This is a genomic window from Pseudomonas sp. M5 (genome assembly GCF_016907075.1).
GTDB classification, from domain to species: domain Bacteria; phylum Pseudomonadota; class Gammaproteobacteria; order Pseudomonadales; family Pseudomonadaceae; genus Aquipseudomonas; species Aquipseudomonas putida_E.
The window spans coordinates 4,972,444-4,994,563 of sequence record NZ_JAFBBH010000001.1 but is presented as its reverse complement, the minus strand read 5'-3'; the positions used below and the strand labels follow the sequence as shown (position 1 = coordinate 4,994,563).

General features: G+C 61.5%; 17 protein-coding genes, 4 tRNA genes and 1 pseudogene. 9 read left to right on the top strand and 13 right to left on the bottom strand.

Annotated features, from left to right (window positions below; all coding sequences use genetic code 11):
* Positions 1-34: 34 nt before the first annotated feature.
* Positions 35-1,272, top strand: a protein-coding gene (locus tag JOE27_RS22730; protein ID WP_125924402.1) for an IS3 family transposase whose coding sequence is annotated in 2 segments (ribosomal slippage) — positions 35-383 and positions 383-1,272 — 1,239 coding nt in all. Because the reading frame shifts where the segments join, the coding sequence is not laid out codon by codon here.
* Positions 1,273-1,336: 64 nt separating this feature from the next.
* On the opposite strand, the gene JOE27_RS22725 is transcribed toward JOE27_RS22730, so the two are convergent.
* The 4 genes from JOE27_RS22725 to JOE27_RS22710 form a co-directional block, all read right to left on the bottom strand.
* Positions 1,337-1,413, bottom strand: a tRNA-Asp gene (locus JOE27_RS22725).
* 13 nt (positions 1,414-1,426) lie between these two features.
* A tRNA-Val gene (locus JOE27_RS22720) sits at positions 1,427-1,502 on the bottom strand.
* A gap of 170 nt (positions 1,503-1,672) precedes the next feature.
* Positions 1,673-1,749 (bottom strand) — tRNA-Asp (locus JOE27_RS22715).
* A 13-nt stretch (positions 1,750-1,762) separates the two neighbouring features.
* A tRNA-Val gene (locus JOE27_RS22710) sits at positions 1,763-1,838 on the bottom strand.
* Positions 1,839-2,053: 215 nt separating this feature from the next.
* Between JOE27_RS22710 and rdgC the strand changes: the two genes are divergently transcribed.
* Positions 2,054-2,974, top strand: a complete 921-nt coding sequence (gene rdgC / locus JOE27_RS22705; protein WP_046787424.1) for a recombination-associated protein RdgC — start codon at positions 2,054-2,056, stop codon at positions 2,972-2,974.
* 186 nt (positions 2,975-3,160) lie between these two features.
* Positions 3,161-3,478, top strand: coding sequence for a quaternary ammonium compound efflux SMR transporter SugE (sugE, locus tag JOE27_RS22700; RefSeq protein ID WP_012313171.1), 318 nt, complete (start codon positions 3,161-3,163; stop codon positions 3,476-3,478).
* Positions 3,479-3,488: 10 nt separating this feature from the next.
* Here the strand turns inward: sugE and JOE27_RS22695 are convergent, their stop codons facing one another.
* Positions 3,489-5,366 carry a 1-acyl-sn-glycerol-3-phosphate acyltransferase gene (locus JOE27_RS22695; protein ID WP_046787425.1) on the bottom strand — a complete coding sequence of 626 codons (1,878 nt, stop codon included), beginning with the start codon at positions 5,364-5,366 and terminating at the stop codon, positions 3,489-3,491.
* Positions 5,367-5,633: 267 nt separating this feature from the next.
* Here JOE27_RS22695 and JOE27_RS22690 point away from each other — a divergent pair, with 267 nt between their 5' ends.
* Positions 5,634-7,553, top strand: coding sequence for a methyl-accepting chemotaxis protein (locus JOE27_RS22690; protein ID WP_204920103.1), 1,920 nt, complete (start codon positions 5,634-5,636; stop codon positions 7,551-7,553).
* Between the two features lie 65 nt (positions 7,554-7,618).
* On the opposite strand, the gene JOE27_RS22685 is transcribed toward JOE27_RS22690, so the two are convergent.
* Together JOE27_RS22685 and JOE27_RS22680 are read right to left on the bottom strand one after the other, a co-directional pair.
* On the bottom strand, positions 7,619-8,920 hold the full coding sequence (locus JOE27_RS22685; protein WP_046787427.1) for an SLC13 family permease: 1,302 nt from the start codon (positions 8,918-8,920) through the stop codon (positions 7,619-7,621).
* Positions 8,921-8,952: 32 nt separating this feature from the next.
* On the bottom strand, positions 8,953-9,786 hold the full coding sequence (locus tag JOE27_RS22680; protein ID WP_119688415.1) for an amidohydrolase family protein: 834 nt from the start codon (positions 9,784-9,786) through the stop codon (positions 8,953-8,955).
* Between the two features lie 166 nt (positions 9,787-9,952).
* Here JOE27_RS22680 and JOE27_RS22675 point away from each other — a divergent pair, with 166 nt between their 5' ends.
* Positions 9,953-10,690 carry a GntR family transcriptional regulator gene (locus JOE27_RS22675; protein ID WP_204920095.1) on the top strand — a complete coding sequence of 246 codons (738 nt, stop codon included), beginning with the start codon at positions 9,953-9,955 and terminating at the stop codon, positions 10,688-10,690.
* Between the two features lie 154 nt (positions 10,691-10,844).
* Positions 10,845-14,321: a hybrid sensor histidine kinase/response regulator gene (locus JOE27_RS22670; protein ID WP_204920069.1), complete on the top strand. Its 3,477-nt coding sequence runs from the start codon at positions 10,845-10,847 to the stop codon at positions 14,319-14,321.
* Here JOE27_RS22670 and rmuC read toward each other — a convergent pair.
* The gene (gene rmuC / locus JOE27_RS22665; RefSeq protein WP_204920653.1) at positions 14,293-15,666 is read right to left on the bottom strand and encodes a DNA recombination protein RmuC; all 1,374 of its coding nucleotides are present in this window, start codon (positions 15,664-15,666) and stop codon (positions 14,293-14,295) included. The genes JOE27_RS22670 and rmuC overlap by 29 nt on opposite strands.
* Before the next feature lie 170 nt (positions 15,667-15,836).
* A pseudogene (locus JOE27_RS22660) lies at positions 15,837-16,181 on the bottom strand (sel1 repeat family protein); the annotation flags it as partial.
* Between the two features lie 953 nt (positions 16,182-17,134).
* On the opposite strand from JOE27_RS22660, the gene JOE27_RS22655 reads away from it, so the two are divergent.
* The 3 genes from JOE27_RS22655 to JOE27_RS22645 all read left to right on the top strand — a co-directional run bounded on the left by JOE27_RS22655 (position 17,135) and on the right by JOE27_RS22645 (position 19,502).
* Positions 17,135-17,359, top strand: a complete 225-nt coding sequence (locus JOE27_RS22655) for a hypothetical protein (protein ID WP_012313162.1) — start codon at positions 17,135-17,137, stop codon at positions 17,357-17,359.
* 248 nt (positions 17,360-17,607) lie between these two features.
* A complete protein-coding gene (locus JOE27_RS22650; protein ID WP_012313161.1) occupies positions 17,608-18,090 on the top strand; it encodes a hypothetical protein in 483 nt (160 codons plus the stop codon).
* A 146-nt stretch (positions 18,091-18,236) separates the two neighbouring features.
* On the top strand, positions 18,237-19,502 hold the full coding sequence (locus JOE27_RS22645; RefSeq protein ID WP_115272967.1) for an outer membrane protein transport protein: 1,266 nt from the start codon (positions 18,237-18,239) through the stop codon (positions 19,500-19,502).
* Positions 19,503-19,699: 197 nt separating this feature from the next.
* Here the strand turns inward: JOE27_RS22645 and JOE27_RS22640 are convergent, their stop codons facing one another.
* The 4 genes from JOE27_RS22640 to JOE27_RS22630 all read right to left on the bottom strand — a co-directional run bounded on the left by JOE27_RS22640 (position 19,700) and on the right by JOE27_RS22630 (position 22,086).
* The gene (locus tag JOE27_RS22640; protein WP_046787434.1) at positions 19,700-20,251 is read right to left on the bottom strand and encodes a glutathione peroxidase; all 552 of its coding nucleotides are present in this window, start codon (positions 20,249-20,251) and stop codon (positions 19,700-19,702) included.
* A 46-nt stretch (positions 20,252-20,297) separates the two neighbouring features.
* Complete coding sequence (locus JOE27_RS24955; RefSeq protein ID WP_256658459.1) at positions 20,298-20,420, bottom strand: hypothetical protein; 123 nt, start codon at positions 20,418-20,420, stop codon at positions 20,298-20,300.
* Positions 20,417-21,619 (bottom strand): MFS transporter, encoded by a 1,203-nt coding sequence (locus JOE27_RS22635; RefSeq protein ID WP_046787435.1) that lies wholly within the window; start codon positions 21,617-21,619, stop codon positions 20,417-20,419. Before JOE27_RS22635 ends, JOE27_RS24955 begins: the two co-directional genes overlap by 4 nt.
* Before the next feature lie 62 nt (positions 21,620-21,681).
* The gene (locus JOE27_RS22630; protein WP_119688408.1) at positions 21,682-22,086 is read right to left on the bottom strand and encodes a MarR family winged helix-turn-helix transcriptional regulator; all 405 of its coding nucleotides are present in this window, start codon (positions 22,084-22,086) and stop codon (positions 21,682-21,684) included.
* Between the last annotated feature and the right edge of the window lie 34 nt (positions 22,087-22,120).

Genomic DNA, 22,120 nt, shown 5'->3' with positions numbered 1-22,120 from the left:
TTACACCTCCCATCCCGAATTTCCGGAGAGTCAGATGGAACAAGGTGTAAAGCGCACACAGCGTGATTACTCGCTGTCTTTTAAATTGGCGGTGGTTGATCAGATTGAAAAAGGCGAACTGACCTACAAGCAGGCCCAGGTGCGGTACGGCATCCAGGGGCGGTCGACGGTTCTGGTATGGTTGCGTAAGCACGGTCGGCAGGATTGGAGCCAGGGGGCCTCGATCCGCGACGAGAGGAGCTGCGCGATGTCTGACCCCAAAACGCTCACTCCAGAGCAGCGGATCAAAGAGCTTGAGCAGCAGCTTGAGCTGATGAGCCAGAAGGCCCAGTTCTTTGAAACTGTCGTTGATGTTCTGAAAAATGACTATGGTGTCTCGATCGTAAAAAAGCGATCCGGCAAGTCCTCTCGCAAGGTCAAGTCGCAGGACTGAGCATTGCCAGGGCTTGTCAGTTTCTAGGTATCAGTCGACAGGCTTACTACAAACGTAATCGAGCTGCCGATGACAAAGAACGCCAGGCAGACCAGGTGGTTGAGTTTGTACGGCAAGTCCGGATGCGCCAGCCTCGTCTAGGCACACGCAAGCTGCACTATCTGCTGCATTGCCAACCTGACAGACGATTCCAGGTCGGCCGAGATAGGCTGTTCCAGGTCTTGGGAGAGCGCCGTTTGCTAGTGCTGCCTAAGCGGGCCTACCACAAGACAACACAGAGCTTTCATCGCTTCTACCGCCATCCCAACTTACTCAAGCCCGGCCCAAGCCAGGTCGTTCCGACAAGGCCGGAGCACGTCTGGGTTGCCGACATCACTTACCTGCCCGCACGTAACGGGCCGCTGTACCTGAGCCTGGTAACGGATGCGTACTCCAGGAAAATTGTTGGCCACCACGTCCATGAAAGCCTGCACGCCGAGTCAGTAGCGCAAGCCTTCAGGCAGGCTTTACGAAAGCGAGGTCGTCGCCAGCCATTGGTCCACCATTCGGATCGAGGAATCCAATATTGCTCAGCGCTATACCAGTCACTGCATCAACGGCACGGCGTTCAGTGCTCCATGACTGATGGGTATGACTGTTACCAGAACGCGCTGGCCGAGCGAGTCAATGGAATCCTCAAGATGGAACTTCTGTTGAGCAGCCCTGAAGATCTGGAGCAAGCGAGACAGATGGTTGACGAGGCAGTGCAGATTTACAACACAGAACGGCCTCATATGGCCCTGAAAAACAAAACGCCCGATGCGGTGCATCGGGCGTTTGAGGCCTGTCGGCCTACCTGAGCTGGTGTAAACCTATTTCAGGACTAGACATTCCGGGTGTTCAGTGGGCCCTGGAAGTGGAATATGGCGCAGCGGACGGGACTCGAACCCGCGACCCCCGGCGTGACAGGCCGGTATTCTAACCGACTGAACTACCGCTGCGCTATTCATCGAGTGGTGGGTGATGACGGGATCGAACCGCCGACCCTCTGCTTGTAAGGCAGATGCTCTCCCGGCTGAGCTAATCACCCTTCGTCTCGGTGAGGCGCGCATTCTACGGAGCAAGCGCAAGCGTGGCAAGTCGTTGGGCTGTTTTTTTTAAAAAAATTGAAAAGATTCAAACAGCACAAACAAAAAAAGCGACCCTAAGGTCGCTTCTTTTGTTACTTCCGGGTGTTCAGTGGGCCCTGGAAGTGGAATATGGCGCAGCGGACGGGACTCGAACCCGCGACCCCCGGCGTGACAGGCCGGTATTCTAACCGACTGAACTACCGCTGCGCTATACATCGAGTGGTGGGTGATGACGGGATCGAACCGCCGACCCTCTGCTTGTAAGGCAGATGCTCTCCCGGCTGAGCTAATCACCCTTCGTCTCGGTGTGGCGCGCATTCTACGGAGGGAGCGCCACCCTGGCAAGCACATTCTTCAACTTTTCTAAAAAAAATTCTCAGGCCTTTCAAAGACCTAGCGCCGTCTACGGTTTCTTTCCTCTATATGGCTGCTGGCCCGATGACAGGGCTGGCCTGGAACGGCTGCACGGAGAATAATGCCCCCCTTATGCATTAAGGAGAGACTCACCCTCATGTGGTTCAAGAACCTGCTGACCTACCGCCTGACCCAGGATGTCCCGTTCGAGGCTGAAGCACTGGAGGCCGCCCTGGCCAGCAAGCCGGCCCGCCCCTGCGCCAGCCAGGAGCTGACCACTTATGGTTTCGTCGCGCCGTTCGGCAAAGGCGAAGACGCTCCCCTGGTGCACGTCAGCGGCGAGTTCCTGCTGATTGCCGCGCGCAAGGAAGAACGCATCCTGCCAAGCAGCGTCGTAAACGATGCTGTCAAAGAGAAGGTCGAAGAGATCGAGACCGAGCAGATGCGCAAGGTCTATAAAAAGGAACGCGACCAGATCAAGGACGAGATCATCCAGGCCTTCCTGCCGCGCGCGTTCATCCGCCGCTCGATGATCTTCGCCGCCATCGCCCCGCGCCTGGGCATGATCCTGGTCAACTCGGCCAGCGCCAAGCGCGCCGAAGACCTGCTGTCGACCCTGCGTGAGGTGATGGGCTCGCTGCCGGTGCGCCCTGCCACGGTCAAGATCGCACCGGCCGCGACCATGACCGACTGGGTCAAGTCGCAGCAGGCTGCCGAAGGCTTCTATGTGCTGGATGAATGCGAGTTGCGCGACACCGCCGAAGATGGCGGCATCGTGCGCTGCAAGCGCCAGGACCTGACCGGCGAGGAAATCCAGCTGCACCTGAGCACTGGCAAGGTGGTTACCCAGCTGGCCTTGGCCTGGCAGGACAAGCTGTCGTTCGTGCTCGACGACAAGATGGTGATCAAGCGCCTGAAGTTCGAGGAGTTGCTGCAGGAGCAGGCCGAACAGGATGGCGGTGATGAAGCGGCGCAGCAGTTCGATGCCAGCTTCCTGCTGATGATGATGACCTTCAGCGAATTCCTGCCGGTGCTGTTCGAAGCGCTGGGCGGCGAAGAGATTCCGCAAGGGGTCTGACGCGGCTTGGAGCTGCAAGCTGCAAGAAAAATCAAAAGCGGTACCGCGGCGCCCAATACGACGCCGTACTGCTTGCAGCTTGCAGCTTGCAGCTGCACTATCATGCCCACGGTGAGGACGACCTCACGACGCACCGCGTGACCATTACGGGGACGGCCCCATCATTCAAACGATGGAGACTCACTCATGTCCTGGATCATCCTGTTCTTCGCCGGCCTGTTCGAAGTCGGCTGGGCTGTCGGCCTCAAATACACCGACGGTTTCACCCGCCCGCTTCCCACCGTGCTAACCGTCGGCGCCATGGTCATCAGCCTGGGCCTGCTGGGCCTGGCCATGAAAGAGCTGCCGCTGGGCACCGCCTATGCCATCTGGACCGGCGTGGGTGCCGTCGGCACAGTGATCGCCGGGATCATCCTGTTCGGTGAATCCATGGCCCTGGTGAGGCTAGTCAGTGTGGCGCTGATCGTTACCGGCCTGATCGGCCTGAAAGTCAGCGCCAGCTGACGGCTTATGCCTAACGCAGGTCGCCGCGCAAGCGGCTGACCTGCTCACGCAGCAACTCAGGCTGCGCCACCTCCACCGGGATGGACGCTCCGGCGACGATGGTCACCCGCGACCACAAGCGCTTGAAGAACCCCTTGCCCGGATCGCGGCTGAAGAAACTGCCCCACAGCCCCTGCAGCGCCAGTGGAATCACCGGCACCGGCGTTTCTTCGAGAATGCGGCTGACACCACCGCGGAACACATCGATCTCGCCATCGCCGGTCAACTTGCCTTCCGGGAAAATGCACACCACCTCCCCCGCCGCCAGGTACTCGGCGATACGGGCGAACGCGCGTTCGTAAGTGGCCTGGTCTTCATTGCGCCCGGCAATCGGGATGGCACCTGCGGTGCGGAACACGAAATTGAGCACCGGCAGGTTGTAGATCTTGTAGTACATCACGAACCGGATCGGGCGGCGGATCGCCCCGCCGAGCAGCAGCGCGTCCACGAATGACACATGGTTGCACACCAGCAGCGCTGCGCCTTCGTCGGGGATGCGCTCGAGGTCGCGATGCTCCACGCGGTACATCGAGTGGCTCAACAGCCAGATCAAAAAGCGCATGGTGAACTCGGGCACGATCCTGAAGATGTAAGCGTTGACCAGGATATTGAGCAGCGACACCACCAGGAACAGCTGCGGGATGCTCAGGTCCGCAAGGCCCAGCAGGACGATGGTGAGGATGGCCGACACCACCATGAACAAGGCATTGAGAATATTGTTGGCCGCGATCACCCGGGCACGCTGGCCCTCGGCGGTGCGCGCCTGGATCAGCGCGTACAGCGGCACGATATAGAAGCCGCCGAATACCCCAAGGCCGACGATCGACACCAGGATCCACCAGGCCTGGCTCATGCCCAGCAGTGCCAGCCAGTCGTGCGGCGCTGCGCCGGCCGGCACATCACCGGAGTGCCACCACCAGAGCAGCCCGAACAGCGTCAGGCCAAACGAGCCGAAAGGCACTAGGCCAATCTCGACCTTGCGCCCACTGAGCCGCTCACACAATAACGAGCCCAAGGCGATACCCACCGAGAACAGGGTCAGCACCAAGGTCACCACCGTGCCGTCACCATGCAGCCAGTCCTTGGCGTAGGCCGGGATCTGGGTCAGGTAGATGGCGCCGACGAACCAGAACCACGAGTTGCCGACGATCGAACGCGACACCGCAGGCGGTTGCCCCAACCCCATGCGCAGGATCACCCACGACTGCTTGAAGATGTTCCAGTCCAGTGGCATTTGCGGTGATACGGCCGCCGCACGCGGGACCCAGCGGCTGGCCAGGTAGCCCAGCACTGCGGTGCCCACCACCCCGCCCGCCACCACCGTGGCGTAGCTGTCGCTGGCCATCATCACCCCGGCGCCAATGGTGCCGGCGAGAATGGCGAGGAAGGTGCCCATCTCCACCAGGCCGTTGCCACCCACCAACTCTTCTTCACGCAGCGCCTGGGGCAGGATCGAATACTTCACCGGGCCGAACAGCGCCGACTGGGTGCCCATGCAGAACAGCGCCACCAGCATCAGCAGCAGGTTATCGCTGACGAAGCCGAGCGCGCCGATGGCCATGATGGCAATTTCGGCCAGCTTGATCGCGCGGATCAAGGCGTCCTTGGCGAACTTCTCGCCAAACTGCCCGCCCAGTGCCGAAAACAGGAAGAACGGCAGGATGAACAGCAGCGCGCAAAGGTTGACCCAGATCGAGCGGTCCCCGTCGCCAAGGCTGAGCTTGAACAGGATCGCCAGGATCAGCGACTGCTTGAACAGGTTGTCGTTGAAGGCACCCAGCGACTGGGTGACGAAAAACGGCAGGAAGCGCCGCTTGCCGAGCAAGGTGAATTGCGAGGAATGACTCATCGTCCTTGTTCCCTGAGGGGCTTTTGTCATTTGAGGCACGCAGGCCGCGATAAGCCACAAATTTGCACGCGAACGCCTGCTGCTGGCAAGCCAGGCACGTCGGGCACAGCGCCCGCAGCGCCGCATGATGGCATTTTGACGCCAATCTTCTTGATATCAGTGTTCAGATTTAGTTACATCTGCCGATTAAACATATAGATGACTGTATCTACCAGAAGGAACGGACCTCCGGTCTCCTCCAACGCACAAGAAAAGGAGCTCAGCAGCATGCTTACCTGGATAGGCGACCTCAGGATCGCCCACAAACTCTTCCTCGGTTTCGGCCTGGTGCTGGGCCTGACCTTGCTCCAGTCGCTGATCAGCTGGGAAGGTATGGGCAGCCTGGTACGCCGCAGCGAGGTGGTCAGTGAGGTGTCGCGCCTCAACGATGCCTTGGGCGACCTGCGTGAGGCGCGCCTGCGCCACGCCATCGCCAATGGCGCAGAAAACGAAGGCAAGGCGTTGCAGGGCGCGCTTGAAGCGTTCCAGACGCCGCTGGCGAAGCTGCGCGGGACCTTGGTCAAGCCACAGAGCCTGGCGCTGATCGACAAGGCCGAGCAGACCCTTCGCGGGTATGCCGCCAACCAGGCGCAGAGCTTCCAGTCGTACCAGAAAATGCGCGCGGCACAAAAGGAAATGGGCGCCCTTGCCACCCGTTCGTTCGCCAGCATCGAGACCATTCGCACCCAGGTACGCGCCCTGCCCGATGCCGAGCAACGCGTTGTACGCAGCGAAGCGATCAACCAGATCCGCGAGAACCTGATCCTGCTCCGCTACCACGTACGCGGCTACACCGGTAACACCAACGCCGACACCGAAAAACTGATGAACGCACAGATCGCCACCACGGTGAACGAGTTGCCAGGCCTGGTGGCGCGCTTCAATGGCAGCTTCGACGCACAGTTCAGCGCCTTGAACCAGCAGGTTCGCGCCTATGCCGAAGCGGTCGAAGCTTTCCGTGGTGAAGTGAGCAGGCTGGTCGAGTGCCGCGACGCCATGGCCAGCGACATAAACACACTCACAGGCCTGATCGGTGAACTGCTCGACGCCCAGGCAGTGTCGGTGGTCAGCGACAGCCAGTTCGCCAAGAACCTGCAGATCTTCACCACGCTGCTGGCGCTGCTCATGGGCATCTTTGCCGCGCTCATCATCGCCCGCCAGATCAGCGCGCCGCTGCAGCAGGCCTTGCGTGCCATGCAGCAGGTAGCCGCCGGAGACCTCAGCGAGCAACCGGCCAGCCGCCGCCGCGACGAAGTCGGCCAGTTGCAGAATGCCTTGCAGGGCATGACCGGCAACCTGCGCGATTTGATCGCGCAGGTGCGCGACGGTATTTCGCAGATTGCCAGTGCCACCGAAGAACTCTCGGCAATCACCGAACAGACCAGCGCCGGCGCCAGCAGCCAGAAAGTGGAAACCGATCAGGTTGCCACGGCCATGCAGGAAATGGCCGCCACCGTGCATGAAGTGGCGCGCAACGCCGGTGAGGCCTCGCAGGCCGCCAGTGCCACGGACGAGGAAGCACGCGAAGGGGAAAGTGTGGCCAACCGCGCCGTCGCGCAGATCGGCCGGCTGGCCAACCAGGTGGACGCCACTGGCCAAGCCATGGGTGCGCTACGCAACGAGAGCCAGCGTATCGGCAAGGTCATGGACGTTATCAAGGCAGTGGCGGAGCAGACCAACCTGCTGGCGCTCAATGCCGCGATCGAAGCAGCCCGCGCTGGCGAGGCTGGCCGTGGCTTTGCCGTGGTGGCCGATGAAGTGCGCAGCCTGGCGCAGCGTACCCAGGCGTCGACCCTGGAAATCGAGTCGGCCATCGGTAGCCTGGAAGAAGGCACCCGTTCAGTGAGCGAACTGATGGACGAAAGCCAGAGCCTGACCCAGAGCAGCGTGGCGCTGGTGCGTGAAGCCGGGGTGGCGCTGGAAGGCATAACCCAACGCGTTTCGGGGATTCAATCGATGAACCAGCAGATTGCTGCGGCTTCCGAGCAGCAGAGCGCGGTGGCCGAAGAGATCAGCCGTAGCGTGGTGACAGTGAGGGATATTTCCGAGCAGACGGCGCAGGCCAGCCAGCAGACGTCCGCTTCCAGTGTCGAGCTGGCGCGCCTGGGTGGGCAGTTGCAGCAGATGATCAGCCGGTTCCGGTTCTAGTCACTGCAACGACAGGCATGAAAAAACCGCAGCCAGGCTGCGGTTTTTTTTCATGCTTTTGAACGTCAGAGCACGAAGGTCAGCAGCACATTGAACGCCAGCGCCGCCACGAAGCCGATGGGCGCCGCCTTGAACAGCAACTGCGGGAACAACGAAGCGCGGCTCTTCTCGTTGCTGCAGGAGCCCAGAATCAGGCTGCCGCCGGAGGAAAACGGCGAGATCGAGGTGGCTTGGGCACCCGCAACGATGGCAATGAACAGGATCATGGGCTCGATACCCATGTTCTGTGCAATCGGCAGCACCATGGGGAACAGCGCCGGCGTCACGACGCCCAAGGTGCTGGAGAAGATGGACATGAATGCCGCCACCGCACCGAATACCACCGGCACCATGATTGGCGGGATGCTGGTGCCGATCCAGGAGGCGAGAATGTCGATGGTGCCGGCCTTGATCGCCACGGAAATCAGCATGCCCACACCACAGATCATGATCAGCGTGCCCCAGGGCACGGTCGCCATGGCCTTGCGTTCGTCACCGAGCTTGAGCAACAGGGCGATCACCGAGAACAGGCTGGCGATCAGGCCGATATCCACCTTGGCGTTGATGAAGGCTACCGTGGCATTGCCCGGCAGGGCGATGCTGGCCACCGGCGCAGCCAGCACCATCAGCATCATCGCCAGGGTCAACCACAACGTGGTTCGCTGCTGGCTGTTGAGCGCCGCTGGCGCCTCGACAGCAACGGCCGAAGCCTTCAACGCGCGGCCATGGCCGGTGAGGAAGACGAATACCCCGATCACCAGCAATGGGATGACCAAGGTGCTGACGAAGATACCGGCCGCGTTGATGAAAGCCTGGTTGTCACTCACGCCGGCATTGGTCATCAGCCCGCGGAAGATGATGCCGCTCTGGCTGGACATGAAGTTGGCCCCGCTGAGCGCGCCATAGTTCACGGCCATGCCGCCGACGATCAGGCTCATGCGGGTACGCTCGCACAGCAGCAGGGTAATCGGCGCCATGAACGCCAGCACGGTGTAGTACCCCGCCCCCATCGCGGCGATCACGGTGGCGGCGAAGAACACGGCGAACGGCAGCAACTGCGGCACTGCCCGGCAGCGGTAGATAAGGTGCTCGGCCAGCTTCTCCAAGGTGCCATTGACCGTGGCGAAGCTGTAGAACAGGCAGACCGAGAAGATCACGAAGAAGATCTTGAGCGGCCACAGGCCGATGACCTCCGAAGGGCTCAGGCCCATGCCGAAACAGCCGATCAGATAGGCAAAGGCGATGGCGAAAAGGCCGATGTTGATCTTGGTCTTGTAACCGAGGGCCACGGCGACAACGATGGCCGCGACGACGAGCATGCTCATCATGTTGAAAGTGTCCTGTTGTTATTGTGTAAGTATCAGCGCGAACGGTCGAAGCCGAACAGCTTCGCCGGGTTGAGTCTCAGCACCTGGGCACGCTCGCCCGCATCGGGGAGCAGCGCTTCGAAGAAGGCATACTGATCGGCGTAGCTGGTCTGGCGTTCGAACTGGGTATTGGGCCAGTCGCTCCCCCACAGCAAGCGCTCCAGGCCACCCGCCGCTTGCCGTATCTGCGCCAGAAGTACTTGCGCTTTGGCCAGATCGGTCTGGCTGCGATACCCGGCAGACAGCTTCAGCCACAGCTTCGGTTCGCTGAGCAGGTGAAGGAAAGTGCGGTGGCTGTCCTTTCGCGGGTCGATCCCTTCGCCAGGCAGACCAAAATGATCGACCACCACATCCACGCCACAGGCGAGGATCGCCGGCACGATCAATGCCAGGTCATCGAAACCACGCTGGATTTCCACCTGCCAGCCGCGCGCAGCCAGGCGTTTGAACAATGCGGTCCACTCGGGCCCGGCATAGTCTGCCAGGTGCTTGCCGATCAGGTTCAGGCGGATACCGACCACGCCAACGTCAGCCAGCGCATCCAGCTGCTGATCGCTGACCGTCGCATCGACGACCGCCACAGCGCGCAGGCGCTCTGGAAAGCGGCGCAGGGCCTGGACCATGAAGCTGTTGTCGGTGCCCAGGAAACTGGGCTGGATCAGTACGCCATGGGACAGGCCATGCTGATCCAGGTGAGCAAGGTACTGCTCGATCAGCGCATCGTAGTCCGGGCTGTAGCGACGGTTGGCCACCATCGGCAGGTCTTGGCGAAAGATATGGGCATGGGTATCGACGCCGGTGATGGCGGGCAGATAGGGGTTGGTCATGAAGCGAACCCTGGTCGATTGTTATGGCAGCTGAAGCGCTGTGTTTTTATACAAACATGCAGTCATATATATGAATATATGACCATATCTTCAGTCGACCGACTCTGTCAATCGAGCCCCGGGTGGTAAAGTAGCGCCAACTCGTCAGCCATGGACCCTTCGCACAATGAGTAACGGGATTCTCGGACAAGACCCCCGCCTACCGCTTTATCAGCAAGTACGGGAAGAAATCCTCGCCAGGATCGCCGCCGGGCAATGGCTACCGGGTGCACCGATACCTACTGAAACGGAGCTGACCCGCCTCTACGGTGTCGCCATCGGCACTGTGCGCAAGGCGGTCGACACCTTGGTCAATGAAGGTCTGTTGTTGCGCAGCCAGGGCCGCGGCACCTTCGTGAGGCGCCCTGACTTCGAGGGTTCATTGTTTCGGTTTTTCCGACAGGTGGATTCGACCGGCCAACGCCTGGTGCCGATCAGCCGCATACTGGACAAGCAGTTGCGCGAGCCGCCGGCTGAAGTCAGCGCAGCCCTCGGGCTGGACGACGCAGAACAGGTCATATGGCTCGAGCGCCTGCGCCTGGTAGATGGCCGCCCGCTGTTTCATGAGCAGATCTGGCTACCAGCTGCGCGTTTCATGGCCCTGCTGGATATCGATGCAGACGCCTTCGGCGACCTGCTCTACCCTTTCTACGAGTCCCACTGTGGCCAGTGCGTAGCCTCGGCCAAGGAAACACTGACAGTCGGTACGGCCGATGCCGCCAGTGCCCGCCACCTGGCAATCGAGGAAGGTGCGCCGGTGGTGATAATCCAGCGCACGGCCCTGGGTTACGACCGCAACCCGCTGGAGTACCGCGTGTCCCAGGCAGCAGCAGAAGGCTTCCGCTACCAGATCGACATTTCCTGAGGCGATGGCGGGCATTGCCGGGCACCGGCACAGGCTGATGTGCCCGGCCCTGCGACGACACGCCACTGCGACCATCGTCGGCGCTGACGAACCTGTGCCTGCGTGCCAGACTGACTGATCGGGACCGCGTTACTTTTTTTGCTCCGGAGTCTTCATGTCGTTGTCCAGCGGGCTGATCGCCCTGGTCGCCCTGGCCTACATGGCCGTCATGTTCGCCATCGCCTTCTACGGCGACCGCCGCAGCACACCATTGCCGCCGCGGCTGCGCGCCTGGGTGTACAGCCTGTCCCTGGCGGTGTACTGCACCAGCTGGACTTTCTTCGGTGCGGTCGGCCAGGCGGCCGAGCAGCTTTGGGCGTTCCTGCCGATCTACCTGGGCCCGATCCTGCTGCTGATCTTCGCACCCTGGGTGCTGCAGAAGATGGTGCTGATCAGCAAGCAGCAGAACATCACCTCGATCGCCGACTTCATCGCTGCGCGCTACGGCAAGTCGCAGACCCTGGCCGTGGTGGTGGCGCTGATCTGCCTGGTCGGGGTGCTGCCCTACATCGCCTTGCAGCTCAAAGGCATCGTGCTCGGTGTCAACCTGCTGATCGGCGCGAATGCCGACGCCACCGGCACCCGTGTGCAGGACACCGCGCTGGTGGTGTCGCTGGTACTGGCGCTGTTCGCCATCGTTTTTGGCACGCGCAGCCTCGACGTGACCGAACACCACCGCGGCATGGTCCTGGCCATCGCGTTCGAGTCGCTGATCAAGCTGCTGGCCTTTCTCGCCGTCGGCGTGTTCGTGGTGTTCAACCTGTACGACGGGTTTGACGACCTGTTCACCCAGGCACGCCAGTCGGTGCTGCTGGACAGCTACTGGCAGGAGACGATCAACTGGCCATCGATGGTCGTGCAGACCGCCGTGGCGATGATGGCGATCATCTGCCTGCCCCGGCAGTTCCACGTGACCGTGGTGGAAAACATCGAGCCGCAGGACATGCGCCTGGCGCGCTGGGTGTTCCCGATGTACCTGGCCCTGGCCGCACTGTTCGTGGTGCCCATTGCCTTGGCCGGGCAAATGCTGCTGCCAGGCACGGTGATTTCCGATTCCTTCGTGATCAGCCTGCCGCTGGCCGAAGCGCACCCGAGCCTGGCCTTGCTGGCCTTCATCGGCGGTGCCTCGGCTGCCACCGGCATGGTCATCGTCGAGGCCGTGGCGTTGTCGACCATGGTCTCCAACGACATGCTGCTGCCGTGGCTGTTGCGCCGCAATAACGCAGAGCGGCCTTTCGAGGTGTTCCGCCACTGGATGCTGTCGGTGCGCCGGGTGACCATCGTGGTCATCCTGCTGCTGGCCTATGTCAGCTATCGCCTGCTTGGCTCTACCGCAAGCCTTGCAACCATCGGCCAGATTGCTTTCGCCGCGGTGACCCAACTCACCCCGGCCATGCTCGGTGCGCTGTACTGGAAGCAAGCCAACCGCCGTGGCGTGTTCGCCGGCCTCGCTGCGGGTATATTCCTGTGGTTCTACACCCTGGTGCTGCCGATCGCCGCCCACAGCCTGGGCTGGTCGCTGCAGCTGTTCCCGGGCCTGACGTGGCTGCACGGCAACCCGCTGGGCCTGCCGATCACGCCGCTCACCCAGGGCGTGGTGCTGTCACTGGCGGGCAACTTCACCTTGTTCGCCTGGGTCTCGATGCTGTCACGCACGCGCGTCTCGGAGCACTGGCAGGCCGGGCGCTTCATCGGCCAGCAGACCAGTGCCCGCCCCAATGGCAAACCGCTGCTGGCGGTGCAGATCGATGACCTGCTGACGCTGGCCTCACGCTTTGTCGGTGAGGAACGTGCGCGGCAAAGCTTCATCCGCTTTGCCTATCGCCAGGGCAAAGGCTTCAACCCCAACCAGAACGCTGACGGCGACTGGATCGAACACACCGAGCGCCTGCTCGCCGGGGTGCTCGGCAGCTCCTCGACCCGCGCCGTGGTCAAGGCTGCCATCGAAGGCCGCGACATGCAGCTTGAAGACGTGGTGCGGATCGCCGACGAAGCCAGCGAAGTGCTGCAGTTCAACCGCGCGCTGCTGCAAGGCGCCATCGAGAACATCAACCAGGGCATCAGTGTGGTCGACCAGAACCTGCACCTGGTGGCCTGGAACCGCCGCTACCTGGAGCTGTTCAACTACCCCGACGGCTTGATCAGCGTCGGCCGGCCGATCGCCGACATCATCCGTTACAACGCCGAACGCGGCCTGTGCGGCCCGGGCGAGGCACAGGTGCATGTGGCGCGGCGCCTGCACTGGATGCGCCAAGGCCGTGCGCATTCGTCCGAGCGGCTGTTCCCCAATGGCCGGGTGATCGAACTGATCGGCAACCCGATGCCCGGGGGCGGCTTTGTGATGAGCTTCACCGACATCACCCCGTTCCGCGAGGCCGAACAGGCGTTGCGCGATGCCAACGAGCGCCTTGAACAGCGGGTGGCCGAACGCACCCACGAGCTGTCGCAACTCAACCAGGCCCTGTCGGAGGCCAAAAGCCAGGCCGAAGCGGTCAGCAAGTCCAAGACCCGCTTCCTGGCGGCGGTCAGCCATGACCTGATGCAACCGCTCAACGCCGCGCGGCTGTTCTCCGCCGCCTTGTCGCAGCAGGCCGGGGGCATGAACGACGAGGCCCAACAGTTGGTGCAGCACATGGACAGCTCGCTGCGTTCGGCCGAAGAGCTGATCAGCGACCTGCTGGATATCTCGCGCCTGGAAAACGGCAAGATCACCCCCGACATCAAGCCGTTTGCCCTGAATGAGCTGTTCGACACGCTGGGTGCGGAGTTCAAGGTCCTGGCCGCCGAGAAGGGGCTGGAGTTCCGCTTGCGCGGTAGCCGCCTGCGGATCGACAGTGACATGAGGCTGCTACGCCGGGTGCTGCAGAACTTCCTTACCAACGCCCTGCGCTACGGCAAGAGCCCGATCCTGCTGGGCGCCCGGCGCCAGGGCGAACGGCTGTGGCTGGAGGTGTGGGACCGCGGCCCGGGCATCGCCGACGACAAGCTGCAGGTCATCTTCCAGGAATTCAAGCGCCTGGACAGCCACCAGACCCGCGCCGAAAAGGGCCTGGGGCTGGGCCTGGCGATTGCCGATGGCCTGTGCCGGGTGCTCGGCCACACGCTGCAGGTGCGCTCATGGCCGGGCAAAGGCACCGTGTTCCGCGTCAACGTACCGATCGCCCGCCAGGCCGTAGCCGCGCCGAGCGCACCGGTGGAGCAAGCCAGCCAGCCGCTGGCCGGGCTGCAGGTGCTGTGCATCGACAACGAAGACAGCATCCTGATCGGCATGAACAGCCTGCTCAGCCGCTGGGGCTGCCAGGTGTGGACAGCGCGCAACCGCGCCGACTGCGAGGCGTTGCTGGCGCAGGGCATGCGCCCGCACCTGGCGCTGGTGGACTATCACCTGGATGACGGCGAAACCGGAACCGGGCTGATGGGCTGGCTACGCGCCCGCCTGGGCGAGCCGGTGCCTGGGGTGGTGATCAGCGCCGACGGCAGCAAGGAAACCTTGGCCACGGTGCATGCCGCAGGCCTCGATTACCTGGCCAAGCCGGTCAAGCCGGCGGCCTTGCGCGCGCTGCTCAATCGCCATCTGAGCCTGGTTCAGTAACCGCCTCGTCCGGCAACGTTTCATCCGTCAGTGCCCGCTCCAGCAAGTCGGCCGGCAGGCTCTTGCTGGCACGGGCGCCGAGCAGCTTGAGCTGCTCACTGCGGCTGACCAGGTTGCCACGCCCTTCACAGAGTTTGTTGCGCGCAGCGGCATAGGCCTTGTCGACCTGCTGCAGGCGATTGCCCAGCTCGTCCAGGTCCTGGATGAACAGCACGAACTTGTCATACAGCCAACCGGCCCGTTCGGCGATCTCGCGCGCGTTCTGCCCCTGGCGTTCTTGCTTCCACAGGCTGTCGATGACCCTCAGGGTGGCGAGCAAAGTGGTCGGGCTGACGATCACGATCTGCCGGTCGAAGGCCTCCTGGAACAGGTTCGGCTCGGCCTGCAGGGCAGCCGAGAACGCGGCCTCGATGGGCACGAACAACAGCACGAAATCCAGGCTGTGCAAGCCTTCCAGGCGGTTGTAGTCCTTGCTCGACAGGCCTTTGACGTGGCTGCGCAGCGACTGTACGTGCTGTTTGAGCGCGCTTTCATCATTGTTGCTGACAAACTGCTGGTAGGCAGTGAGGCTGACCTTGGCATCGACCACCACCTGCCTGTCACCCGGCAGCATGATCAGTACGTCTGGCTGGAAGCGCTCACCATCGGCGCTCTTGAGGCTGACCTGGGTCTGGTACTCGCGGCCTTTTTCCAGCCCGGCATGCTCGAGCACACGCTCGAGAATCAACTCACCCCAGTTGCCCTGGGTTTTCTGGCCCTTGAGCGCCTGGGTAAGGTTGGTGGCTTCGTCGGACAGGCGCAGGTTGAGTTGCTGCAGGCGTTCCAGTTCCTTGCCCAGGGAAAAACGCTCACGGGCTTCCTGCTGGTAGCTCTCCTCGACACGCTTTTCGAAGGCCTGGATGCGCTCCTTGAGCGGGTCGAGCAACTGGCCCAAGTGCTGCTGGCTGGTCTGTGCGAAACGCTGCTCGCGTTCGTCGAAGATTTTCGTGGCCAGGTCGGCGAACTGCGCACGCAGGGTATCGCGGGCTTCCTGCAGGTCTTCAAGGCGCTGCTGATGGCTGTCCTGCTGCTCACGCAGCTCAGCTTCCAGGCGTGCTGCCTGGGCCTCCAGGCGACGCTGTTCGGCTTCCCGGTTGACGCGTTCGAGGTGCCAGCCGTGGGCAGCGTCTCGGGCATTGTCGCGGTCAATCTGCAGCAGCTCGAGTTCGCGGCCCTGGGCGGCCAGTTGGGCCTGCTTGAGCGTGTTGGCTTCGCTGAGGTCACTGACCTCGTCCCGGCTGGCATCCAGTTGCGCCTGCAGGCCGGCCTGGGCCAGCAGGGCGCCATTGAGGCGTTCTTCGAGCAAGGCCCGCTCGCTTTGGCGGGCAGCCTGACGGCGCTGCACCTGCATGACCCAAACCAGGCAAGGCAAGGCGCCTGCCACCAAGCCCAGCACAATGCTGGTCAGATCCACTGCCATGCTTACCCCGAACAAGTCTGTCGCAAATGAGATGCAGCTTAACAGTCCGTATGTTCCTGCGCCTGCCCCGGCTCACTGGCCTGGCAGAGCCGCGCGTACTCCAGTTGCGCAAGGCGGTCGCCGGCCCGCGCCGCCTGGCGCAGCAGTTCATGACCGATGCGCCTGTCACGGGAATTGCCGCAGTCGCGGCAGAGCATCTGCCCCAACCGGCTCTGGGCCACTACCACGCCCTCGCGAGCCGGCTGTTTGAGCAGGCGTCCGGCCAAGTGCTTGACCTGCGGCTTTTCGCCCAGGCGCGGGTTGTCCAGCAGCCATAGGGCCACTTTCAGTGAAAAGCGTTTGGACGAAGGGGCTGATGAAGTGACAGCGGGTTCGGTGGGGGATTTACCGCGAAATTTCATGACAAACAGAGAAGGCAATTCGAAAGGCGCGCCACTCTACCCTTTTTTTCATATCGTGACCTGAGGATTTTCTGCGCCCGGAAAAAAATTTCGATGATCTTTTCTTGACGTTTCCAAGTGGATGGCCGGCGGATCTGCAGCTGCCTGATGATTGTCGGACAGTTCTGTAATTTGCTGGCACTCCCGTCCTAGAGCAAGCGCTCGGGACAATCCACAGTTCCTGTGGATAACTCGGTGGACAACCCCCCAAACCACCCCGCAAACCCGCGTGAAACGGGGCTTTCAGTCAAACTGACGATTTTTTCACCAGCTAAAAATAGTGTTTTTTTTCATTGACTTAAGGTAGCAGTCAAGGCATTGGCAGGCTTGGCGGGGGGTGTTGTCGAGCTGTTACAAGTCACGCCTCGAATGTGAACAAGTGCACCGAAAACCTGCATTTGAATGCACGAACTTGGTACATCCAGCCGGTTGTGCGCCATTTGCCCCCTCTTCACACAACGCAAAAGAAACGCCATACTGCTCGGCTTACCTTAAGACCTGTGACAAAGCTTGCAAAGCACCTCAGCTTCCGGTAAGGTGCCCCTCGTTAGTACCAAGCTGAAAGTCAATTCTGGCCAGAAACGTCCTTGCAGGCCTGCTCCCCCCAAGAGCAACACTGCTGAAACCAGGACCGGCCCTTTCGATGATTCACTCACCAGCCTTGCGCTGTTCAGCACGAATCACGTGACAGATTGATCAGGATTCCATACCGATGGCCTAGAACCTTGGCCCCGGCATGCTGCCTGCCCTCTGAAGTACCTACCAGTCAGCCCAAGCGCCCACCTTATGATTGCGCCCCCTCTGGCTGCCCTGTTCCAGTCAGGTTCGTTCGTCCCTTAATAAAGGCGTCACTGGAACGTTTCTATCATGCACGGATCATAATCCCCGTGTTTAAAGCAGGAACATCCAACAATATGCAAACTCATCATCAAATTCAGGCTGCCATTGGCACCCTTTCCCAGGCCTTCTCGCCGTTGAAGTGCCTTATCACTGCCCCACGCAAGGGCAACTTCAGCTTCACCCTGGTGGACGAGCACGGCGTTGCCTGCCACACCGAACGCCTGTACCCAGAACAGTACAGCCGCTCGGAACCGCTGCAGGCCGTCATTGCCCGGACGCGCCAGTCGCTCACTGCGTGAGCGGCGAATACCGTAGCATTCAGCTGTTGAATGCAGTAAACGGTAAGCTACCTGATCGTTCTTGGCCTAATTGCCGCAGGGCATATAGCGCCGAACGTCAGGCAGCAATCGATTTAAAAACAGCCCTTTACACCACGATTATCACACTACACTTCAACTCGAGCGGTCCTTGCCGCTTCCGGCGGGCCTGATCACTCACCAGCTGCCAAGCTCCCACGCCCGTCGGCCCCTTACTGCTCGAGGGCATCATGGGTATTGCGGCGAATGAATTGTGTCAGTATGTGATTCGACCAACCTTGGTCTACCTCAATCGTCATTGCGCCAGTGCCGAAGCCCTTTTGCTGGGCATCGCGGCCAGCCAGTCGGCACTCGGTTCGGCGTTGCATGATCGCCGCGGCCACGGCCTGTACCGTATTGGCGAGCATCGCCATCGGGCGGTCTGGGACGATTTTCTCGCCCGTGACCCTGAGCTGGCCAGCCTGGTTCGCGGCCTGGCGAGCCAGCATGCCTTCCTGGGCGGCCCGCACCTGGAACTGGCAGTCAACCTGCGCTACTCCACCGCCATTGCCTGGATGCTCATCGAAGCACAAGCAACGCCCCTGCCTGCCGTTGACGACCTGCTAGGCCAGGCGCGAATCTGGCGCCAGATTTTTCACCCCCAAGGTCGTCTGCGCGACTTCACCCAGGCCTGGCATCTGTGTATTGCTCAGAAATTGCCACAGGCATCTTAAGAAACGTCCTACAGCATTGCCGGAAAAAATGGAATTTTGGTCGGATTGTCCTACAAAACCGCTCTATCTCCTGCGATACAGGCTATGGCGCGGCGCGTGAATTGTTGGTAGCTTTTCGCCCCGGAGATCCCAAGGAGTTTCTAATAATGAAAAAAGTAATGCTCAAAACCTCCCTCGGCTTGGCCGTGGCTTTCGCTTCCAGCCATCTGTTCGCTGCCGGCTTCGCCCTCAACGAACAGAGCATCAGCAGCATGGGGACAGGTTTCGCGGGACGTTCTTCTTCTGCCGAAGATGCCAGTACCGTGTTTGGCAACCCGGCAGGCATGTCACGCCTCAAGCGCGAACAATTCACCGTGGGCGGCGCAGCCGTCATCGCCAAAACCGATATCTCGGGCCCTGGAAGCAACCTCGGGGGGGAAACCGATGGTGACATGGTGCCTGTGGTCGGCGTGCCGATGGGTTACTACGTCAAACCTATCGATGATCACTGGAGCGTCGGTTTCGGCGTTTATGTACCTTTTGGCCTGGTAACCGACTACGGTAGCGACGATGCCGCGCGCTATTGGGGTAAAAAGAGCCACGTCGAAGTCATCACCTTCCAGCCCACCGTCAGCTACGCCTTCAACGATAAAGTCTCGATCGGTTTCGGCCCGACCATCAACCGCATCAAGGGCGAACTGGGCTCGAGCTTGATCAACCCGTTCACCCCGGGCAGCAACGACGGTGAAGTGAAGATCAAGGGCGACGATACCGCCATCGGTTACAACATCGGTATCCTGGTGCAGGCCACCGACCGCACCCGCGTAGGCCTGACCTACCACTCCATGGTCGACTACAAGCTCGAAGGCAAGACCCGTGTCAGCACACCACTGATCGGCCCCTTCAACGGCGACAAGTTCGACGCCAGCCTGAAGATCAAGACACCGGAATCGGTCGACCTTTCGGTCACCCATGAGCTCGACGACCAATGGACCCTCTACGCGGGCAGCACCTGGACCCGCTGGAGCCGCCTGGAAGACATCACCGTACAGAACGATGTTCCGGCACCGCTGGCAGGTTCGGCGTTCGAGACCATCAGCGAAGAGCAGAACTGGCATGACACCTGGGCCCACGCCATTGGCGCGTCCTACAAGGTGAACAAGGAGTGGGTGCTGCGCACCGGCTTTACCGTCGACCAGTCGCCAACCAACAACCACGACCGTTCACCGCGCATCCCGACCGGCGACCGCAAGGTGTTCAGCCTGGGTGCGGGCTGGAGCCCGAACGACGACATGACCATCGATGTTGCCTACTCCTACCTGTGGGAGGAAGACACCAAGGTCAACCAGGTCAGCGCCAGCAAAGGCAGCTACCAGGCCAAGTACGAGAACAGCGCTCACGGTGTGGGTGCCTCCCTCACCTACCGCTTCTGATACGTACGGCTGTGTGAACGCCGCCCTTGTGGCTGATGCCAGTCAGTTAGCTTTATCAGGGCTGCTACGCAGCCCATCGCCGGCAAGCCAGCTCCCACAGGGGCCGCGCAGCTCTTGAGGCCTGCGCGGTACCTGTGGGAGCTGGCTTGCCGGCCATGGCTGCAAATCACAAGCAAAGCAAATACAAGAGCGCGGGGTTATGGCTGCGATGCAATCGCCTTTTCGATCGCCGCCTTGAACTCAGGATCATCCGGCTTGGTCAGGCTGGAGAAGTTGGCAATCACCTTGCCCTTGCGATCAACCACGTACTTGTAGAAATTCCACTTCGGAGCACTGCTCTGCTCCGCCAGCCCCACGAACAGCGGGATCGCATCTTTGCCCCGTACCGACTGGGTCTTGGTCATGGTGAACGTCACGCCATAATTGGCATAACAGACCTTGGCCGTCTTCTCGCTGTCGGCGTCTTCCTGCTTGAAATCGTTGGATGGCACACCGAGCATTTCCAACCCCTGCTCGTTGTACTCCTTGTAGGTACTCTCGAGCCCCTCGAACTGCGGCGCAAACCCGCAATAACTGGCCGTGTTGATCACCACCAACGGCTTGCCGCCAAAACGCTGGCAAAGGTCGACCTGACCCTTGCCACGCAACTCCGGCAGGCTGCCCTGCAGCAATGCCGGGCAATCCGCCGCCCAGGCAGACCCGGCAGCGAACATAGCCAGCAACGGCATCATCAACCCATATGCACGCATCAAAAGACTCCCCTGCAAAACGATCCTCGAACTTGCAGAGTAGCGCTTAACAAACGCCCATGCCCAGTTGCATGAGGGCCATGCCGCCCCGATGCCAGCCCCACCACGCCAGCACCAGCACCAGTGCGGCCCCCAGGGCCAGCAACCCGCAAGCAAGGTAGCGGTTCATGCCGCCTGAGCCTGCAGACGGGCGACCGGGCGTTCACTCACCGGCCAGTTGAGCGCCGCTGCCAGCAGACTGAGCAGAATCGAGATCTGCCAGACCAGGTCGTAGTTGCCGGTACGGTCATACACCACACCACCCAGCCAGCCGCCGAGGAAGGCACCCAACTGATGGAACAGGAAGACGATGCCACCCAGCATCGACAGGTTACGCACACCGAACACAGTAGCCACGGTGCCGTTGGTCAACGGTACGGTCGAAAGCCACAGCAGGCCCATGGCAATGCCGAACAGATAGGCACTGAACTGGGTCACCGGTGCCCAGAGGAACAGCACGATCACCACCGCGCGCAACAGGTACAGTGCCGTGAGCAGGCGCGGCTTGGACATGCGCCCACCCAGCCAGCCCGCCGTGTAGGTGCCTACGATGTTGAACAGCCCGACCAGCGCCAGCACGGTAGTACCGGTGGTTGCCGCCAGGTGCTGGTCGACCAGATAGGCCGGCAAGTGCACGCCGATGAACACCACCTGGAAGCCGCAGACGAAAAAGCCCAGCGCCAGCAGCCAGAAACCCGAGTGCGAGCAGGCTTCATGCAACGCCTGACCAAGCGTCTGTTCGCCACCGTAGGCAGGCAACGGGCGGTCACGCAGCAGCCCGACAAAGGGCACGATCAATGCCACCAGCAGGCCGAGCACCAGCAGCGCTGCAGACCAGCCCAGCCACTCGATGAGGCCCAGCGTGCCGGGCAACATGGCAAACTGACCGAACGAGCCTGCTGCGCTGGCAATGCCCATGGCCATGCTGCGTTTTTCAGCCGGTACCGCCCGGCCAACCACGCCCAGAATGACCGAGAACGAGGTGCCGGACAGGCCGATACCAATCAGCAGGCCGGCACTGAGTGACAGCGACCAGGCCGAGTCGGCCGTACTCATCAGCAGCAAACCGGCGGCATACAAAATGCCGCCGATGATGACCACCCGCGCCGCGCCCAAGCGGTCGGCCAACGCGCCGGCAAACGGCTGCGCCAAGCCCCAGATCAGGTTCTGCAGGGCGATGGCGAACGCGAAAACCTCACGGCCCCAACCAAAATCGGCGCTCATCGGCGCCAGGAACAAGCCGAAGCCGTGCCGGACACCAAGGGACAACGCCAAGATCAACGCCGCCCCCGCCAGTACCCACCCGCTGGTTCGCCAAACCGAAGTCATTGTCGTTATCTCCAGCACATCGCAAGGTTATGCGGGTATATACCCGCTTATGATCGTATGAATCAGGCCAGTTGGCCCAGCAAACGCACCAATTCGTCACGCTGCCCTTCGCCCAGTTGATCCACCAGCAGCCGCTGCGCGTGTTCCCAGGCAGGGTATGCCGCTTGCAAGCGCTCAGCACCCGCCGCAGTCAATAACACCACGCGGTTGCGCTGGTCGTCACCGTCGGCCAAGGCCACCAAGCCTTCGGCCTCCAACACTCGCACGTTGCGGCCCAGGGTGCTGCGCTCCAGGCCCATGGCTTCGGCCAAGGCAGTGATACTAGGACGGTCGAGGCGCTGCAGATGGCGCAGCAGGGAAAATTGGGCGACATTAATGCCAAAACCAACGAGGGCTTCGTCGTAATGCCGGCTCACCCCACGGGCGGCACGACGCAGGTGCGTGCAGATGCATTCACTGGTCAACATGATTACGTGTATATACCCGCACTATGGATGTTGC

Excerpts from the sequence above, each read along its gene's own strand:
- rdgC (WP_046787424.1), top strand. The coding sequence starts at position 2,054 with ATGTGGTTCAAGAACCTGCTGACCTACCGCCTGACCCAGGATGTCCCG.
- sugE (WP_012313171.1), top strand. The coding sequence starts at position 3,161 with ATGTCCTGGATCATCCTGTTCTTCGCCGGCCTGTTCGAAGTCGGCTGG.
- JOE27_RS22695 (WP_046787425.1), bottom strand. The coding sequence starts at position 5,366 with ATGAGTCATTCCTCGCAATTCACCTTGCTCGGCAAGCGGCGCTTCCTG.
- JOE27_RS22690 (WP_204920103.1), top strand. The coding sequence starts at position 5,634 with ATGCTTACCTGGATAGGCGACCTCAGGATCGCCCACAAACTCTTCCTC.
- JOE27_RS22685 (WP_046787427.1), bottom strand. The coding sequence starts at position 8,920 with ATGATGAGCATGCTCGTCGTCGCGGCCATCGTTGTCGCCGTGGCCCTC.
- JOE27_RS22680 (WP_119688415.1), bottom strand. The coding sequence starts at position 9,786 with ATGACCAACCCCTATCTGCCCGCCATCACCGGCGTCGATACCCATGCC.
- JOE27_RS22675 (WP_204920095.1), top strand. The coding sequence starts at position 9,953 with ATGAGTAACGGGATTCTCGGACAAGACCCCCGCCTACCGCTTTATCAG.
- JOE27_RS22670 (WP_204920069.1), top strand. The coding sequence starts at position 10,845 with ATGTCGTTGTCCAGCGGGCTGATCGCCCTGGTCGCCCTGGCCTACATG.
- JOE27_RS22655 (WP_012313162.1), top strand. The coding sequence starts at position 17,135 with ATGCAAACTCATCATCAAATTCAGGCTGCCATTGGCACCCTTTCCCAG.
- JOE27_RS22650 (WP_012313161.1), top strand. The coding sequence starts at position 17,608 with ATGGGTATTGCGGCGAATGAATTGTGTCAGTATGTGATTCGACCAACC.
- JOE27_RS22645 (WP_115272967.1), top strand. The coding sequence starts at position 18,237 with ATGAAAAAAGTAATGCTCAAAACCTCCCTCGGCTTGGCCGTGGCTTTC.
- JOE27_RS22640 (WP_046787434.1), bottom strand. The coding sequence starts at position 20,251 with ATGCGTGCATATGGGTTGATGATGCCGTTGCTGGCTATGTTCGCTGCC.
- JOE27_RS24955 (WP_256658459.1), bottom strand. The coding sequence starts at position 20,420 with ATGAACCGCTACCTTGCTTGCGGGTTGCTGGCCCTGGGGGCCGCACTG.
- JOE27_RS22635 (WP_046787435.1), bottom strand. The coding sequence starts at position 21,619 with ATGACTTCGGTTTGGCGAACCAGCGGGTGGGTACTGGCGGGGGCGGCG.
- JOE27_RS22630 (WP_119688408.1), bottom strand. The coding sequence starts at position 22,086 with ATGTTGACCAGTGAATGCATCTGCACGCACCTGCGTCGTGCCGCCCGT.